The 1,725-nt window shown below is 37.4% G+C and carries 2 protein-coding genes; both read right to left on the reverse strand.

All coding sequences use genetic code 11. The annotated features are described in order from the left end of the window. Positions 1–212 (reverse strand): hypothetical protein (locus tag PX636_RS17190; RefSeq protein ID WP_288118011.1); only part of this gene is annotated, 212 nt, incomplete at its 3' end. Positions 213–224: 12 nt separating this feature from the next. Continuing rightward, positions 225–1,725, reverse strand: a 1,501-nt coding sequence (locus PX636_RS17195) for an O-linked N-acetylglucosamine transferase, SPINDLY family protein (protein ID WP_288118012.1), incomplete at its 5' end; no start/stop codon positions are given.

The raw sequence follows: 1,725 nt of genomic DNA on the forward strand, positions 1-1,725 counted from the left end.
CCCGATAATTCTGATTCGGCTGCTTGACTCAACACCAGTAACCAAGTAGCTTGTGCGTCTTCTTCTCTATCTTGTAAAAGATAGGCTAATCCTAGATAAAAATAATCCTCAATGACCGAAGAATTGTTTTCAGTTAATTGTTCATAAAACTGCACCACCAGTTGATAATTGTTGTCGTTTAAGTTGGTTTGTGTGTCTTGATGCCATTGCATAGTTTTTATCCGCTAAGATTGACAATAAATATTCCACATTTGCCGATAAGCAGTTTCTAAGTCTCTGGTAAATTGTTTGGCATTCCAGAGGGGAGATGTATGACGAGACTTTCGGAGTTTCCAACGGACTTCTTCTCTTAAATTTTTATCTAATCCTAACTTAATTCCCCACTGCACATATTCTTCATCACTCCAAGCTATACCCTCAGTTATTCCCGCATTCATCATTAAAGTATAACCGTTGCGTGATGACCATTGTTGCCCCACTTTAACCACCAGAGGAATTCCCATCCAGAGGGTTTCTAGGGTGGTTGTACCACCGTTAAAGGGATAGGTGTCCAAAACCACATCAGCGATGGCTAAATTTGCCCTGTAGGTTTCCGTCTGATAGAGAGGAAGCATCTTAATTCGATTAGTTTCTACCCCAACTTCTGCGGCAATTTGACAGAATAAATCCCAGAGGGAATTATCATCAGCAACTCCTTGAATCAGGAAATAACTATTAGGTACGGATTTGAGGATTTGCATTTGTAAGCGAATCATCGCAGGATTACGCTTAATTGCAGTTTGAGAACTTAGGTAAATAACCGCATCGTTATTAATACCTAAATCTTCTCTTCGCAGGGTAGGAACGGCTATTTCAAAACCATCCACAGCGACAAAAGCATCAGGTAAACGCCAGATTTTTTCTTGATAATATTCTTGGGCATTTTCTGGTAGTACATAAGGATCCGCTAAAAGATAATCTACTGCGGGTAAACCGGAACCATCAAAACCTAACCAGTTAACTTGAATAGGAGCAGGTTTAAGGGCAATAACTGGGACAACCATTAGTCCAGTACCACTATCTAAGTCCACAAGGATATCGATGTTATCTTCTTTAATTTTGCGATAGGTTACTAAGGAATCAGCAGTAGCATGATAGATTTTATCTGCGGGATTAGAAAACCATTGTTGAGTTATTTCATCCACGGGTTGACTCACCATATAAAGGTGAATATCAAACTGCTCACGATTGTGATAATTAATAGTCCAACGACTCAATAAACCCACGGGATGACGTTTTAAGCTTTGGGCAATGTAACCAATTTTAAGTTTTTTATTGGCATTATCTTCTCTCGGTTTGTCAAAACTTTCCTCTTGAAAACCCAGCATTTCTTTGTAGGTTTCTTGGAACAAACTACCAATCTGACTTAAAAGCGGTCGATTCTCTTGTGGGTTATCTTCATAGTAAGAAATCGGGTTCATAACTGTTAGTAAATTTTCTCTAACTAAGGGATGTATATCTTGTGGCTTTTTTTCTATAAATTCTTTAATTAAGTGTTTATACTCTTGACAAATACTAGGAATGTCATTCCATTTTGAGGATCGTAAAGAGCCATTAAAGAGGAGAGATTGACTAAACATTTTCAAATCAATTGTCTGACTTTTCTTTTTCAACTTATTTGCTAAATTTATTGCTTTGTCATAGTCATCTGAAGAGATATAAAACCAAAATAAATTAACTTGTAAG

The sequence above is a fragment of the Microcystis sp. M53598_WE2 genome (genome assembly GCF_030067735.1).
GTDB lineage: Bacteria > Cyanobacteriota > Cyanobacteriia > Cyanobacteriales > Microcystaceae > Microcystis > Microcystis aeruginosa.